Below are 14,051 nucleotides of genomic sequence, written 5' to 3'. Positions count from 1 at the left end.
GCGACTAAACCATCGGACCGACTGTTCGAGCACTGGGCATAAGGAGGGATTGCGTTTCAGCTCGCAATGGGAGGTTTTGACGATGAAATTGTCTGCCCCGATCTACCATCTGAAGCGACGCGCAAAACGCCTGTCGCGCGAGCAAGGCATTCCGCTGCACGACGCGCTTGACCGCGTCGCCGCCACGGAAGGCTTTTCCGCCTGGAGCATGCTGGCGGCGAAGGCTGCGGCGATGACGCCGGCCAACAAGCTGTTCCCGCAATTCCGGCCCGGCGACCTCGTGCTGGTCGGTGCGCGCCCCGGCCAGGGCAAGACGCTGATGAGCCTCGAGCTCGCCGTGGAGGCCATGAAGTCTGGCCATCGTGCCGCGTTCTTCTCGCTCGAATACACCGAGAAAGACGTGCAGGACCGCTTGCGGGCGATCGGCGTCGAACCTTCGCAGTTCGACAGGCTGTTCGAGGTCGACTGCTCCGACGTCATCAGCGCCGATTACGTCGTGAAGCAGATGGCCACGGCGCCCCGCGGCACAATCGTCGTGATCGATTATCTGCAACTGCTCGACCAGAGGCGCGAAAACCCCGACCTCACGGTTCAGGTACGCGCGCTGAAATCCTTTGCGCGCGACAAGGGGCTGATCGTCGTCTTCATCTCGCAGATCGACCGGTCCTATGATCCCGCGATCAAGCCCTGCCCCGATCTCAGCGATGTCAGGCTGCCGAACCCGCTGGATTTGAACCTGTTCGACAAGACGTGTTTCCTGAACAAGTCAGAAGTTCAGTTCCGCGCGGCAAGCTGACAGCAAGGCCGCGGGTGAGTTTTGCTCACCCGCGGCTTGCAGCCTCACGCCGCAGCGAGCGACACTTCGAGCTTGCCGGCGATGTAACGCCGCTCCTGGGTCAGGCCGCCAAAGCCGTAGGAATCGCCCTTGACCTCGTCGACATGCAGATAGGTCTCGGGATGCAGCGGGCCCAGAATTTCGGCCATGCGCTTGAACATCGCGGCAAGATAGGCCGCCTTCTCGTCCTTGGTGTTGGTGCCTTCAGAGATATGGATGTCGATCCAGTAGCTGGCGAGCTTCTGCTCGGCGAGCGACTTGCCGCCGGCAAACCAGTCGCCCGCGTCCACCGACTTCACGATGATGGCGGTGACCTTGGGATCCTTGTGCAAGATCCCAGCGGTGAGCTCGGCCACGGCGCTCGCGATGTCGGCCTTCAGCGACGGCGACTGGCGGGACGACGTATAGGATACGGTGATCAGCGGCATTGTCGTTCTCCTCAAGATGCTGCGCAGTCTTGCGCGGCGTTGGTGAGAAGGTAGACCTCTCCTCGTCATTTTGGTATCTTATCCATATTGATACCAGTGATAACCTTTCATAATGACAGCCACACTCGATATCGCCACCGTCCAGGCCTTCCTGCTGGTCGCCGACCTCCAGAGTTTTACGCGCGCCGCCGAGGCGCTGGGCACCACGCAGGCCGCGGTCAGCCTCAAGCTGCAACGACTGGAAACTTTGCTGGGAAAACGCCTCGTCGAGCGCTCGCCGCGCGCGGTCCGGCTCACCGCCGAGGGTGCCAGCTTTCTCGATCGCGCCCGCGCACTAATGACGGCGCATGACCGCGCGCTGTCGGGCGAGGCACCAGCCGCGCAATCGCTCTCGCTCGGCATCTCCGATCACGCCGCGGGCCCCGAACTGGTGCCGCTGCTCGAACGCCTGCACGCGATGTCGTCGAACCTCACCCTCGCCGTCACCATCGGCTTCTCGCGCGAGATGCAGGATGCTTATGACGCGGGCGAGTTGGATGCGGTGATCGTCCGCCAGGAAGGCAGCCGCCGCGGCGGCGAGAAGCTGACCGCGGACGAGTTCGGCTGGTTCGCGTCGCGACGCTTCACCCTGCCGAAGGGCGGGCCGCTGCCGCTTGCGACGCTCGCCCCGCCCTGCGGCGTCCGCGCCATCGCCGTGCGCGCGCTCGACAAGGCCGGCCTCGCCTGGCGCGAGCGCTTTGTCGGCGGCGGTGTCACCGCGGTGGTCGCGGCCGCGCTTGCCGGACTTGCCATCGCGCCGCTGGCACGGCGGATCGCGCCGCCCGGGCTGATCGACATCGGGCTAGCGCACATGCTGCCGAAACTCGGCAACTCGAAGGTGATGCTGCATTCGAAGGTCAGCGATCCCGCCAAGCTCGCAGCGCTGCGCGCGGTGGCGGCGACGTTCCGGAGTGTCGCCACCACCTGAGCGCTCACAGGATCGCCTCGAATGCGCTGCGCAGCGTCTCGTGCCTGAACACAAAGCCGCGACTGAGCGCCTTGTTCGGCAGCACGCGCTGACCGCCGAGTAGGAGCTCGTCGGCAAAGCCGCCGCCGATCCGCCTCAGCAGGCCGCCGGGGATGCGAAACACCGCGGGCCGATGCAGGTGGCGGCCGAGTTCTTCCGTGAACTTTGCGTTGGTGACGGGGATCGGCGCGGTGGCGTTGACGGGCCCCGCGAGATCGGGCGTCGCCATCACATAGGCGATTAGCCGGATGAGGTCGTCGCGCTCGATCCAGGACATCCACTGCCGCCCGGTGCCGAGCGGACCGCCGAGGCCGAACTCGAACGGCGTCAGCATGCGCGTGATGAAGCCGCCTTCGGTGCCGAGAACGAGACCGATGCGCAAGCAGACCACGCGGACACCAAGCTCCTCCGCCGGCCGCGCCGCCTTCTCCCAGGCTGCGCACAACTCGTGGCTGAAGCAGGCATGCGACTTCGCGGACTCCGTCAGCACCTGGTCGGCCCACAATCCGTACCAGCCGATCGCGGAGCCACTGACGAGCACTTCGGGCTTGCGCTCAAGCCGCGCGATCAGTTTTACGACCTCGCCGGTCATGTCGATACGTGAGCCGATGATCTTGGCGCGCTTTGCCTCGGTCCAGAGGCCGTTGCCGATCGGCTCGCCCGCGAGATTGACGATGGCGTCGATATGCGTGCCAGAGGCAAGCTGATCGAGGCTGGTGATCAGCGTCACCGGCGGCGGCAGCATCTCGGCCTTGGCGGGGTTGCGGATCAGCGCGATGACGTTGTGCCCTGCTCCACCGAGGCTCGCCGCAAGGCGGCTGCCGATGAAGCCGGTCGCACCGGTGATCAGCACAGTCTTACGGCCGGGGATCTTCTCAACGAGTCCTTCTGCAGGAACGCTCTTCATGCGGCCGAGCCGGCGCATCGCCGCAAAATCCCTGACGCCACAGAGCGCGGCGCCGATCGCGCAGGCAGTCGCCGCGATGCTGAGCAGGCCCTGATAGACGACGCTCACGCCGAAGGGCTGCATCGCCCAGTCGATCAGCACCGGCAGCAGCAGCACCAGGATGGCGCCGTAGTTGATCGCGAGCAGCGTGTGATTGATGCGCTCGCTCGGCGGCAGTTTGCGGCTCACATCCTCCTCGACGAAATCCATCAGCGTGATGACGATCTCGGCGACCAGCACGGCAACGACCAGCACCGCCAGCACGCCATAGACCTCGAGCCAGCCGAGCAACAGGAACAAGAGCGCATAGAGCATGTTGCGGATGCCGTGCAGCTTCAGCTCGAAGCGCTGCGACGGGCGCCAGGCCAGGCGCTCGGTGAACTCGTGGTGATAGAAGGTGTCGAACACGCCCATCGCGATCTGGATGGCGATGAGCGTCCACAATAACGGCGTCATGACACGGCCTCCCTGAACAATGCAGACTGGTGGATCAGCGCGCCGTAACGCGGATGAATGACATCGAGGGTGAAGCGGAACGCGCCCTCGCCGAGATCGCTGTGCGTCACGGTGAGATCGCCCGGCGTGAGCCATTGCGGCAGCGGGATCCAGAGCCGTCCGAGCTGCAGGCCATAACCGGCACTGCGAAAGGTCAGCGCCTCGCCTTCGACCGCGATGCGCAGTGCCATCGAGACGCCGAAGCCGACATACTCCTCGAGCCCGGTCGGGCCGGCGAAGCGCTTGGCCGAATGGATCACCTGCGGAAAGCCGCGCTTGCGCGCGCAGATGCGGGTCCAGGTCTGGCCGCCGGTCGCGCCGTCCTCGGTAACAGTCACGATCATGGGCACGCCGGTGTCGCGCCCCGTGGGCAGCGGCCCGCCGATCAGGCGCGCGGCCTGCGCGAACCACCAGCCGATGTCGCTGAAAGAGACCTCGTCGACGATTCCCACATAAACCACGCTGTCACCATCGGCGACGCGCTTGGAGAAGCGCCGCCAGGTCGCGAGCGGCAGGCGGCCCCAATCCTCGTCCGACAGCAGCGCGCGGAAGCGGCGGTCGTCGAGCAGCTTGATGTGAGCGGAGGTTGGAGCGTTGGAGCCTGATAATCTCGCCGACGTCATCGCAACCTCCAAAAAACTATTTGGCCTTGCCCAGCGGCAGCAGGTTGACGATCTTTTCGCCAAGCCGCATTAAGGCGACCAGCCGCGGGCGTGGCACTTTCAGCATCTGCATGAACCAGTGGTCGGCGAGCTCGGTGAAGGCGAGCATCTCCTTCAGCCGTTTGCTCGCGACCGGATTGATGGCCGGATCCTCGGCAGCATCGGACACGCAGGCCCGCAGCGCCGTGATCGCGGGATCGAGCTCCCGCTCCTTGCGCCGTGCCGCGATGCGCGCCGCAACCTCCCAGATGTCGGTCTCGGCCTCATAATGATCGCGGCGATCGCCGAGGATCGGCACCCGCCGGATCAGGTTCCAGGCGAGCAGCTCCTTGAGCGAATTGGAGACGTTGGAGCGCGCCATGCCGAGCGTGTCGGCGATGTCCTCGGCCGTCATCGGCGCCTCGGCGAGATAGAGCAACCCGTGGATCTGGCTGACCGAGCGGTTGACGCCCCACTGATCCCCCATGTCGCCCCAATGCAGGATGAAGCGCTCGACGGCAGCGGGGAGTTTCTTCTTTCCGGTTATTTCTGTCATGACAGAAATATCTGACCAGAATGATCCACTGTCAAGGGCGTCGGACGGCTTGCGTCGTGCATACCGGCGGTCGTATTTGCCTAGAAAACATCCCTGAGACGGGAACCAAACGCCTTTGGGGACGTTTGCCCCGTTCCAGGCGGGGTCGAGAATGGCGAAAAAGTTCAGTCAGCAGAGAGACTTGTTCGAAAGCGAGCGCAGTTTCCGGCTGTTGGTTGAAGGAGTTGCCGACTACGCCCTCTACATGCTCGATCCCGGCGGGACCATCACCAGCTGGAACATCGGCGGCGAACGCATCAAGGGCTATTCGCCCGAAGAGATTCTCGGCCAGCATTTCTCTCGCTTCTACACCGAGACCGACCGCGCCAACGGCAAGCCCGCGCGGGCCCTCGGTATCGCGCGCGAAAAGGGCCGCTACGAGGAGGAAGGCTGGCGCGTTCGCAAGGACGGCACGTTCCTCTGGGCCAGCGTCGTGATTGATCCGATCTACGAGGACGGCGAGCTGGTCGGCTTCGCCAAGATCACGCGCGACATCACCGAGCGCCGCAACGCCCAGCTCAAGCTCGAAGCGATGCAGAAGCAGCTCGCCGAATCCCAGAAGTTCGATGCGTTGGGCCAGCTCACCGGCGGCGTCGCCCACGATTTCAACAATCTGCTGATGATCATCAGCGGCAGCCTTCACATCCTGAAGAAGGGGCCCCCCGACGACGCCAGGCTCGAACGCGCCATATCCGCGATCGAGGCGGCGACCAAGCGCGGCGCGGCGCTGACCAACCAACTCCTCTCATTCGCGCGGCGACAAAGCGTCAACCCGCAGGCGATCGATATCGCCGAACGTATCGCCGCCATCCGCGAGGTGCTCGACGCCGGCGTCGGCAGCACCGTGCGGCTCGCCCTCGACATCCATCCCGAGACGTGGCCGATCACGGCCGACGTCTCCGAGCTCGAGACCGCGCTGCTCAATCTCGTCATCAACGCCCGCGATGCGATGCCCGACGGCGGCACGGTAATGATCCGCGCCCGCAATGTCGCGCGTGGAGAGACATCGCTCGCCGGTGAGTTCGTGGCGATCGACATCGCCGATACCGGGCTCGGCATCCCCGCCGACGTCGTGGATAAGATCTTCGAGCCGTTCTTCACCACCAAGCCGATCGGAAAAGGCACCGGCCTCGGCCTCTCCCAGGTGCACGGCTTTGCGCATCAGGCCGGCGGCACGGTGAAGGTTGCAAGCGAGCTCGGCAAGGGCACGACTTTCACCATCCTGTTGCCGCGCGGCACGGATGCGCCGGGCCGGGAGCCGACGGGAGCAACCCCGTTTCGCGGCAGCGGAACGGTGCTGCTGGTCGAGGACAATCCGGACGTCGCCCTCGTCAGCACCGGACTGCTGGAGCAGCTCGGCTATCAGGTGCGGCGCGTCGCCGATGCCGAAGCCGCCTTGCGCGAGATCGAGCAGAACGGCGTCGACTTCGTGTTCTCCGACATCGTGATGCCCGGCAAGATGGACGGCCTCAGCCTCGCCCATCGTCTGCGCCAGATCCGCCCCGGCCTGCCGATCCTGCTCGCCACCGGCTATAGCGAAGTTGCCGCCGGCGTGCGCGGCGACTTCCCGATCCTGCGCAAGCCGTACGAGATCCACGAGCTGAGCGAGGCGATCTCGAAGCTGCCGCGGTGATTCTTCTTCGCCTTTCCCCGCAAACGGGGCGAGGGAGCGCACCGGCTGCGCGGAGCGGCTGCGCCCTCACACCGTCGGCAACACCGAGAACGCTTCCCCCGCCCTGCGCAGGTTCAGCTCATCCACGCTCGCCGTTTCACTCGTCACGCTGTCGACTCGCGAGGATGGCGGGCCGTGGCGGCAGAGCGCGACCATGTCCGCAACGTGCTTCGGCGCGCCCGCGAACAGCGCTTCGACGCTGCCGTCACGGCGGTTGCGGACCCAGCCCTCGAGGCCGCTCGCAGTCGCCTGGTATTCGACCCAGGCCCGATAGCCGACGCCCTGCACGCGCCCGCGGATCATGACCTGAAGGATCGCCCGGCTCATTTCTTCAGCCCGAGAAAGTCAGCGCTGCGCGCTTTGACCTCGGCGTCGCGCATGACGCGGCTGGTCAGCTCGGCTGACGGCAATCCCTTCAGCGCCTTCGGCGCCGTGCCCTCGCGCAACGCCTTCTGGACCTCATAGATCGCCTGCGTCGCGGCTGCGATCGGCGCGTGGCCCTGCAGCGCGATGCGGACGCGCTGGCTGGCGAGATAGTCGATCGCGTTCAATTCGTCCGGCGCGCCGCCGAGCACGATCGGCAGATTCGTCGCGGCGACAATCGCCTCGAGCTCCGCGCGCGACTTGATGCCGGTGAAGAACAGCGCATCGACGCCGGTCGCTTCATAAGCTTTGGCGCGGCGGATCGTATCCTCGATCGAGGTGATCGAGGCGGCACCGGTGCGGCCCATGATGACCAGCGAGGCATCGCCACGGCTGTCGAGCGCGGCCTTCATCTTGCCGATGCCCTCCTCCAGTGAGATCAACTGCGCCTTGGCTTCGCCGAAGGCGGCCGGCAGCAGCGTGTCCTCGATGGTGAGGGCGGCCGCGCCCGCCGTCTCCAGCTCCTGCACCGTGCGGCGCACATTGAGCGCGTTGCCATAGCCATGGTCGGCATCGACCAGCACCGGCAGCGTCGCCGCGCGCGACATCCGACGCATCTGCTCAGCGAGTTCAGTGAGCGTGATCAGCGTGACGTCGGGATCGCCGAGCACCGCGAGCGAAGCGACCGAGCCGCCGAACATGCCGAGCGGAAAGCCGAGATCCTCGGCAATGCGGATCGAGATCGCGTCGTAGACCGAGCCGGGATGGACGCAAGCCCCGCCCGACAGGATGGAGCGCAGTTTCTCGCGGCGGGAACGAAAGGCCATGGTGCCCTCTCAACAATTGCGACGCAGCCGCAACATACTCCGTCATTGCGAGCGCAGCGAAGCAATCCAGAGTCTTTCCGCAGAGGCAGTCTGGATTGCTTCGCTGCGCTCGCAATGACGGTGTCGGTGGGGCCAACGGGGCCCCACTCACTCCCTTACGCAAACTCCAAAATCAGCGCGTCCACCGCGAGCGTCGCGCCGGCGCTGGCGTGGATCTTCTTGACGGTACCGTCCTGCTCGGCGCGCAGCACGTTCTGCATCTTCATGGCTTCAACCACGGCCAGCGTCTCACCGGCCTTGACCTCCTGCCCCTCGGTCACCGCGATCGAGACGATGAGGCCGGGCATCGGGCACAGCAGCTTCTTGCCGGTGTCGGACGCCGTCGTCACCGGCATCAGCCGCGCCGAGGCGGCTTCGGCTTCGGTCCAGACATAGACCGGCACCTCGACGCCCTGATGCGCCAGGCGGATGCCGTTGGCGATCGGGCGCGCCTGCACCGCGACGAAGTGGCCGTCGATGGTGCCCTGCCAGACCGGATCGCCGGGCTTCCACGGCGATTGCAGCAGGTGCGCATTGCCGGCCTTGCCGTCGGCGTCGATGAAGCGGATCGCGATCGCATCGCCCTCACGCGCGACCTCGAGCGAGATCTCCTGGCGGTCGAGCCAGACCGCACGGCGGCGCTCGCGCTGCACGATGCGGCCGCCCAACTGGCCAGAAATCTGACGCTTGCGCTCGCCGAGCACGTGATCGATGGCGGCACCGACCGCGGCGATCCGCAGCGCGACCTCGCCCTCGGGCACGCGCACCGCAAAGCCCCTGGGGAATTCTTCCGCGATGAAGCCGGTCGACAGATTACCCTCGCGCCAGCGCGGATGATGCATCAGCGCCGACAGGAACGGGATGTTGTGGCGGATACCGTCGACATAGAACGAATCCAGCGCAGTGGCCTGCGCCTCGATCGCCGCCGCGCGCGACGGCGCATGCGTGACGAGCTTTGCGATCATCGGATCGTAATGGATCGAGATCTCGCCGCCCTCCTGCACGCCGGTGTCGTTGCGCACCGTGATGCCGTCCTTGCTGACTTCCGCTGGCGGGCGATATTTCACGAGGCGCCCGATCGAGGGCAGGAAGTTGCGGAACGGGTCTTCCGCATAGAGACGCGACTCGACGGCCCAGCCGGTCAGCGTGACGTCCTTCTGCGCAATCGCGAGCTTCTCGCCGGCGGCGACGCGCAGCATCTGCTCGACGAGGTCGACGCCGGTGACGAGCTCGGTGACGGGATGCTCGACCTGGAGGCGCGTGTTCATCTCCAGGAAGTAGAAGCTCTTGTCCTGGCCGGCGACGAACTCGACGGTGCCGGCGGAATCGTAGTTCACGGCCTTGGCCAGCGCGACCGCCTGCTCGCCCATCTTGCGGCGGGTGGCTTCATCGAGCAGCGGCGACGGCGCTTCCTCGATGACCTTCTGGTTGCGGCGCTGGATCGAGCATTCGCGCTCGCCGAGATAGATCACGTTGCCGTGCTTGTCACCCAGGACCTGGATCTCGATGTGGCGGGGATCGACGATGAATTTTTCGACGAAGACGCGGTCGTCGCCGAACGACGCCTTGGCTTCGGCCTTGGCGAGGTTAAAACCTTCGGCGACCTCGGCCTTGGAGTGCGCGATGCGCATGCCCTTGCCGCCGCCACCGGCGGAGGCCTTGATCATGACGGGATAGCCGATCTCGTCGGCGATCCTCACCGCGTGCTTGTCGTCTTCGATGACGCCGAGGTAGCCCGGCACGGTCGAGACCTTGGCTTTCGCGGCGGCCTTCTTGGATTCGATCTTGTCGCCCATCGCGGCGATGGCGCCGGGGTTCGGGCCGATGAAGACGATGCCGGCGGCTTCCAGCACGCGCGGAAACGCCTCGCGCTCGGACAGGAAGCCATAGCCGGGGTGCACGGCCTCGGCGCCGGTCTTGCGGCAGGCTTCGACGATCTTCTCGATCACCAGATAGCTCTCGGCCGCGGCGGGCGGGCCGATCAGCACGGCCTCGTCGGCCATCTCGACATGGAGGGCATCGCGGTCGGCCTCGGAATAGACCGCAACCGTCTGAATTCCCATGCGGCGAGCGGTCTTGATGACCCGGCAGGCGATTTCGCCGCGGTTGGCGATCAGAATGCGTTTGAACATGCTTTTCTTGAGTCTCGACCTTGGGCGGGACCCTTCCCCGGCCGTAAAGGCCTATGGGACGGGCCGTGTGGCTCCCGTGGTACATCAAAATGGGCCGGAGGCAACGGTCTAAATCCGGCCCCTCTGGCGTACCAGCGCAAGACCCAAATAGGCTATCGAGCCCCCGAGGCGGCCTGCGGCTTCCCGGCCTCGACCCGATCCTTGGCACTTTCCCTGGCCACATCCCGGACGAGGCTATGAATGAAGCCCAGTTTGGCGACCACGGCGGGCGACAGGATGAAGGGATAGAGGTCGCGCGCGCCCATGGCGCGGTTGACGCTGTTCATGGCGAAGGTGAAGGGCAGCCATGCGTTGACGAGCGCCTCGACGTCCCTGGCCTCGTAGGGGTTGAAACGGATGCGCGCCGTCAACTCCCCGTCGCGGTCGACCTTGGGGCGCACCTCCATGCCGAACTCGGCGGCCATCTCCAGGGTGTCGACGATGTGGAGATAGTGCGCCCAGGTCTCGGCGAAATCTTCCCAGGGGTGCATGGTGGCGTAGGCCGAGACGAAGTTCTGCTGCCAGTCGGGCGGCGCGCCTTCGGCATAATGGCGCTGCAGGGCCTGGCCGTAATCGGCGGAATCGTCGCCGAACACCGCACGGCATTCTTCGAGCTTGCCGCCGTCCCGCACCAGCACATCCCAGAAATAGTGCCCGACCTCGTGGCGGAAATGCCCGAGCAGTGTGCGATAGGGCTCGCCCATCTCGAGCCGGCGCCGCTCGCGCTCGATGTCGTCGGTCTCGGTCAGCGCGATCGTGATCAGGCCGTTGTCGTGGCCGGTCATGACCCTGTGGCCGCTGTTCGGATCGTCGGCGAGGAAGTTGAAAATCAGCCCATGCTCCGGGTTTTCCTGCCGGGTCTGGAGCGGCAACTTCCAGCGGATCAGGGAATAGAACAGGCGATGTTTCGCCACCTCCAGCTCGCGCCAGCCGGCGAGCTGGGCGGGGTCGGACAGATCAGGCACGATGCCGTTGTGACGGCAGGCGCGGCAAAAGCCGGTGGTATCGCTAACATCGGTCAGCCAGTTGCAGGCATCGTACTCGGCATTGCGGCACAGCATCCGGCCCTTGCCCTTGTCAGCGAGCGTGGCCCAGGTCCCTCCGCCACCCTGCCCGTCAGGCTCGATCGCCGACATCGTTTCCTTCTCAGGCAGGAAGGCGACGCGGTGACCGCAACGCTCGCAGGCGCGGTTCTCGAAATAGAGGACGTTGCCGCAGGACTGGCAGACAAAGAGCTTCAAGCTTTAGCCTCTTGGGAAAGGGAGTCTTACGAATATCAGTTGTGCCGCCTCGCAGATATGCGCCCACGGGCCTCATCGTTCCAACGTTTGGAACAAATTGCCAGACCCGCCGTTCGTTCATACCCGCCGTTCGGCGGGGCGTTTCCCAGTCTATTTCCTTTTGAGCAATGGCTATCACGCTTTGTCTGTGTGAATATCGGCTTGGCACGTGCGCTCCAGCATCACAACGGCCGACGCCTTGAACGATCCTTTGCCCGAGACCATTGCCGCCGAAAGGCTGCGCCAGCACCTCGAAGAAATCGCGCGCGAGCGCGACAATGCCTATCATGCGCTCCAGGAACGCGAGGCTGAGCTCGCGCTCATCCAGCGCATCGGCAAGGTCGGCGGCCTCGAGGTCGACTTCCGCGAGGGTTTTAAGAACAGCCGCTCGCCCGAATATCTGATGATCCACGGCCTGCCGCCTGACGCCGCCGATGAATCGCACGAGGACTGGGTCAACCGCATCCATCCTGACGATCGCGACGCCGCGGTGAAACACTTCTTCGAGGCGCTGTCAGGGACAAGCGAGGACTACACCGCCGAATACCGCATCATCCGCCCCAGCGACGGCCAGACCCGCTGGATCCGTGTCGTCGCCAAATTCGAGCGTGACGGCAGCGGGCGCGCCATCCGCCTCGTCGGCGCCCATATCGACATCACCGACCAGGCGCTGGCGCGCGAGACGCTGCGGGAGAGCGAGGAGCGCTTCCGGCTGATCGCCGACAGCGCGCCGGTGCCGATCTGGGTCACCAAACTCGACCGCACGCGCTCCTTCGCCAACCGGGCCTATGTCGACTTCGTGGGCCTGCCCTACGACCAGGCCATCGCCTTCGACTGGCGCAAGGTGCTGCATCCGGACGACCTGCCGCATGTGCTGCAGCAATCGGTGCAAGGCGAAGCCTCGCTGAAACCGTTCGTGCTGGAAGCGCGCTACAAGGATGCATCCGGCGAATGGCGCTGGCTACGCTCGGAATCGCAGCCGCGCTGGGACCCGACCGGCAAGCATATCGGCTTCATCGGCGTCGCTCACGACATCACTGTCGCCAAGCGGGCCGAGATCGAGCTGCGGCAACTCAACGAGACCCTCGAAGAGCGCATCGCCGAGCGCACCGCCGAGCTCGAGTCCAACGAAGCGCGGCTGCGCGCGATCCTGGAGACCAGCAACCAGTATCAGGGCCTGGTCAACCTGAAAGGCGAATTGCTCTACGCCAACAAGACCGCACTCGACGGCGTCAAGGCGCGCTCCGAAGACGTGATCGGCAAGCTGCTGTGGGAAACGCCGTGGTTCACAGGCACTCACGGCATGAGCGCAACCGTGCGCGAGGCCTTCGACACCGTGTTGAAGGGCGAAGCGGTACGGATGGAGATGCGGCTGCGCCTGCCGATCGGCGAACGCGATTTCGAGTTCGGCATGCGCCCGGTGCTCGACCGCCACGGCAACATCACCGGCGCAGTGCCCGAGGCCGTCGACATCACCGAGCGCCGCCGCGGCGAAGAAGCGCTGCGGCAGTCGCAGAAGATGGAGGCGATCGGCCAGCTCACGGGCGGCGTCGCGCACGATTTCAACAACCTCCTCACCATCATCCGCTCGGCGACCGACTTCCTGCGCCGGCGCGAGCTGCCCGAGGAGCGCCGCCGCCGCTATGTCGATGCGATCTCCGACACCGTCGAGCGCGCCTCCAAGCTGACCGCGCAGCTACTGGCCTTTGCGCGCCGCCAGCCGCTGAAGCCGCAGATCTTCAATGTCGGCAGCCAGGTCGAGGGCGTGGCGCAGCTGGTGCGGCCGCTGGTCGGCGGCCGCATCGAGATCGTCGTCGAGATCGACGATGCCGACTGCTTTACCGTCGCCGACATCGCGCAGTTCGAGACCGCGCTGATCAACCTCGCCATCAACGCCCGCGACGCCATGGAGGACGAAGGCCGCCTCACCATCGGCGTGCGCAAGGTCGCGGGCATCCCGAGCCTGCGCGCCCAGTCCGCGCGCGGCGGCGACTATGTCGCGATCTCGGTCGCCGATACCGGCAGCGGCATCGCGCCCGAGAACCTCAATGCCATCTTCGAACCGTTCTTCACGACCAAGGAGGTCGGCAAGGGCACCGGCCTCGGCCTCAGCCAGGCGTTCGGCTTCGCCAAGCAGTCCGAGGGCGACATCGCGGTGACGAGCACGCACGGACAGGGCGCGACCTTCACCATCTATCTGCCGCAGGTGCAGAGCCCGACCTCGGAGAAGGAAGCCGCATCGCTCGCCAGCGAGGCCGCGACCACCGGGCGCGGCTACCGCGTGCTCGTGGTCGAGGACAATGACGATGTCGGCCAGTTCTCGACCGAGCTCCTGGAAGACCTCGGCTATGTCGTCCGCCGCGTCGCCAATGCCAACGCAGCGCTGGCGATCCTCGGCGAGAACGAATTCGCCGTCGACCTCGTGTTCTCTGACGTCATCATGCCCGGCATGAACGGCGTCGAGCTCGCCGGCGTCATCCGCGAGCGCTATCCGGGCCTGCCGGTGGTGCTCACCTCCGGCTACAGCAACGTGCTGGCGGAAAACGCCCACCGCGGCTTCGAGCTGATCCAGAAGCCCTATTCAGTGGAGTCGCTCTCGCGCATCCTGCGCAAGGCGATCACGGAGAAGCTGTCGGTGGCAAGGTGAGTGTTATGAGCCCGGGAAGCCGCCAAAGACTCCGTCGTTGCGAGCGCAGCGAAGCAATCCAGAATCTTTCCGCGGAGCGATTCTGGATTGCTTCGTCGTTGCGCTC

12 protein-coding genes are annotated in these 14,051 nt (G+C 65.5%); 4 read left to right on the top strand and 8 right to left on the bottom strand.

Going from position 1 to position 14,051, the window contains the following annotated elements; translation table 11 throughout:
- Nucleotides 1-82: 82 nt before the first annotated feature.
- The gene (locus tag RAD16_RS35550) at nucleotides 83-796 is read left to right on the top strand and encodes a DNA helicase (RefSeq protein ID WP_458162524.1); all 714 of its coding nucleotides are present in this window, start codon (nucleotides 83-85) and stop codon (nucleotides 794-796) included.
- 44 nt (nucleotides 797-840) lie between these two features.
- Here RAD16_RS35550 and RAD16_RS35545 read toward each other — a convergent pair whose 3' ends face one another.
- On the bottom strand, nucleotides 841-1,263 hold the full coding sequence (locus tag RAD16_RS35545; protein ID WP_458162523.1) for a tautomerase family protein: 423 nt from the start codon (nucleotides 1,261-1,263) through the stop codon (nucleotides 841-843).
- 112 nt (nucleotides 1,264-1,375) lie between these two features.
- On the opposite strand from RAD16_RS35545, the gene RAD16_RS35540 reads away from it, so the two are divergent.
- On the top strand, nucleotides 1,376-2,230 hold the full coding sequence (locus RAD16_RS35540) for a LysR family transcriptional regulator (protein ID WP_458162522.1): 855 nt from the start codon (nucleotides 1,376-1,378) through the stop codon (nucleotides 2,228-2,230).
- Between the two features lie 4 nt (nucleotides 2,231-2,234).
- Here RAD16_RS35540 and RAD16_RS35535 read toward each other — a convergent pair whose 3' ends face one another.
- From RAD16_RS35535 to RAD16_RS35525, 3 genes are read right to left on the bottom strand one after another with little or no spacing between them, the layout of a single operon-like run.
- Nucleotides 2,235-3,671, bottom strand: coding sequence for a TIGR01777 family oxidoreductase (locus tag RAD16_RS35535; protein ID WP_458162521.1), 1,437 nt, complete (start codon nucleotides 3,669-3,671; stop codon nucleotides 2,235-2,237).
- A complete protein-coding gene (locus tag RAD16_RS35530; protein WP_458162520.1) occupies nucleotides 3,668-4,333 on the bottom strand; it encodes a DUF4166 domain-containing protein in 666 nt (221 codons plus the stop codon). The genes RAD16_RS35535 and RAD16_RS35530 overlap by 4 nt, the downstream gene beginning before the upstream one ends.
- A 16-nt stretch (nucleotides 4,334-4,349) precedes the next feature.
- Nucleotides 4,350-4,907 carry a GbsR/MarR family transcriptional regulator gene (locus RAD16_RS35525; RefSeq protein WP_458162519.1) on the bottom strand — a complete coding sequence of 186 codons (558 nt, stop codon included), beginning with the start codon at nucleotides 4,905-4,907 and terminating at the stop codon, nucleotides 4,350-4,352.
- Nucleotides 4,908-5,058: 151 nt separating this feature from the next.
- Between RAD16_RS35525 and RAD16_RS35520 the strand changes: the two genes are divergently transcribed.
- Complete coding sequence (locus RAD16_RS35520; protein WP_458162518.1) at nucleotides 5,059-6,579, top strand: ATP-binding protein; 1,521 nt, start codon at nucleotides 5,059-5,061, stop codon at nucleotides 6,577-6,579.
- A 66-nt stretch (nucleotides 6,580-6,645) separates the two neighbouring features.
- Here the strand turns inward: RAD16_RS35520 and RAD16_RS35515 are convergent, their stop codons facing one another.
- The 4 genes from RAD16_RS35515 to RAD16_RS35500 form a co-directional block, all read right to left on the bottom strand.
- Nucleotides 6,646-6,945: an acylphosphatase gene (locus RAD16_RS35515; RefSeq protein ID WP_057751581.1), complete on the bottom strand. Its 300-nt coding sequence runs from the start codon at nucleotides 6,943-6,945 to the stop codon at nucleotides 6,646-6,648.
- Complete coding sequence (locus RAD16_RS35510) at nucleotides 6,942-7,808, bottom strand: isocitrate lyase/PEP mutase family protein (RefSeq protein ID WP_458162517.1); 867 nt, start codon at nucleotides 7,806-7,808, stop codon at nucleotides 6,942-6,944. The genes RAD16_RS35515 and RAD16_RS35510 overlap by 4 nt, the downstream gene beginning before the upstream one ends.
- 155 nt (nucleotides 7,809-7,963) lie before the next feature.
- The gene (locus tag RAD16_RS35505) at nucleotides 7,964-9,979 is read right to left on the bottom strand and encodes an acetyl-CoA carboxylase biotin carboxylase subunit (RefSeq protein ID WP_458162515.1); all 2,016 of its coding nucleotides are present in this window, start codon (nucleotides 9,977-9,979) and stop codon (nucleotides 7,964-7,966) included.
- A 152-nt stretch (nucleotides 9,980-10,131) separates the two neighbouring features.
- Entirely contained in the window at nucleotides 10,132-11,259 is a 1,128-nt protein-coding gene (locus RAD16_RS35500) for a zinc-binding metallopeptidase family protein (protein ID WP_458162514.1), read from the bottom strand.
- 208 nt (nucleotides 11,260-11,467) lie between these two features.
- Here RAD16_RS35500 and RAD16_RS35495 point away from each other — a divergent pair, with 208 nt between their 5' ends.
- Nucleotides 11,468-13,945, top strand: a complete 2,478-nt coding sequence (locus RAD16_RS35495; RefSeq protein ID WP_458162513.1) for a PAS domain S-box protein — start codon at nucleotides 11,468-11,470, stop codon at nucleotides 13,943-13,945.
- Nucleotides 13,946-14,051: the final 106 nt, after the last annotated feature.

It is taken from the genome of Bradyrhizobium sp. 18BD (genome assembly GCF_054185225.1).
This window is presented reverse-complemented; position numbering and strand designations above follow the sequence as displayed.

Excerpts from the sequence above, each read along its gene's own strand:
- RAD16_RS35550 (WP_458162524.1), top strand. The coding sequence starts at position 83 with ATGAAATTGTCTGCCCCGATCTACCATCTGAAGCGACGCGCAAAACGC.
- RAD16_RS35545 (WP_458162523.1), bottom strand. The coding sequence starts at position 1,263 with ATGCCGCTGATCACCGTATCCTATACGTCGTCCCGCCAGTCGCCGTCG.
- RAD16_RS35540 (WP_458162522.1), top strand. The coding sequence starts at position 1,376 with ATGACAGCCACACTCGATATCGCCACCGTCCAGGCCTTCCTGCTGGTC.
- RAD16_RS35535 (WP_458162521.1), bottom strand. The coding sequence starts at position 3,671 with ATGACGCCGTTATTGTGGACGCTCATCGCCATCCAGATCGCGATGGGC.
- RAD16_RS35530 (WP_458162520.1), bottom strand. The coding sequence starts at position 4,333 with ATGACGTCGGCGAGATTATCAGGCTCCAACGCTCCAACCTCCGCTCAC.
- RAD16_RS35525 (WP_458162519.1), bottom strand. The coding sequence starts at position 4,907 with ATGACAGAAATAACCGGAAAGAAGAAACTCCCCGCTGCCGTCGAGCGC.
- RAD16_RS35520 (WP_458162518.1), top strand. The coding sequence starts at position 5,059 with ATGGCGAAAAAGTTCAGTCAGCAGAGAGACTTGTTCGAAAGCGAGCGC.
- RAD16_RS35515 (WP_057751581.1), bottom strand. The coding sequence starts at position 6,945 with ATGAGCCGGGCGATCCTTCAGGTCATGATCCGCGGGCGCGTGCAGGGC.
- RAD16_RS35510 (WP_458162517.1), bottom strand. The coding sequence starts at position 7,808 with ATGGCCTTTCGTTCCCGCCGCGAGAAACTGCGCTCCATCCTGTCGGGC.
- RAD16_RS35505 (WP_458162515.1), bottom strand. The coding sequence starts at position 9,979 with ATGTTCAAACGCATTCTGATCGCCAACCGCGGCGAAATCGCCTGCCGG.